This is a genomic window from Arthrobacter sp. E70, from assembly GCF_058266945.1.
In genome coordinates, this window is record NZ_JBYQFR010000035.1 from 1 (window position 1) to 734 (window position 734).

Sequence of the window (734 nt, forward strand, 5' to 3'; positions counted from 1 at the left end):
GAGGAGGACCTGGACGGGTTCCGGCAGGAAAAGTCCAAGGAAGGCCACGCCCTCTCCTCCTACCCGCACCCGCGCCTGATGCCCACGTTCTGGGAATTCCCCACCGTCTCGATGGGCATCGGGCCCATGAACGCGATCTACCAGGCCCAGTCCAACCGGTACCTGCACAACCGCGGCCTGAAGGACACCTCCGACCAGCAGGTCTGGGCGTTCCTGGGCGACGGGGAAATGGACGAGCCCGAGTCCCGCGGCCTGCTCCAGCTGGCCGCGAACGAGAACCTGGACAACCTGAACTTCGTGATCAACTGCAACCTCCAGCGCCTGGACGGGCCGGTGCGCGGCAACGGCAAGATCATGCAGGAACTCGAAGCGTTCTTCCGCGGCGCGGGCTGGAACGTGATCAAGGTCGTCTGGGGCCGGGAATGGGATGACCTGCTCACCCGCGACACCGACGGCTCGCTCGTGAAGATCATGAACGAAACCCCCGACGGGGACTACCAGACCTACAAGGCCGAATCCGGCGGGTTCGTCCGCGAACACTTCTTCGGCAAAACCCCGCAGACCAAGGACCTCGTCGCGGACCTGACCGATGACCAGATCTGGAACCTCAAGCGCGGCGGCCACGACTACCGCAAGGTCTACGCCGCGTACAAGGCAGCCACCGAATTCAAGGGCAAGCCCACCGTCATCCTCGCCAAAACCGTCAAAGGCTACGGCCTGGGCCCGCACTTCGA

1 protein-coding gene is annotated in these 734 nt (G+C 64.3%); it reads left to right on the forward strand.

What is annotated here, in order from left to right:
• The coding region (locus AC3IMC_RS20405; protein WP_490920720.1) for a thiamine pyrophosphate-binding protein at positions 1 to 734 on the forward strand (734 nt) is incomplete at both ends.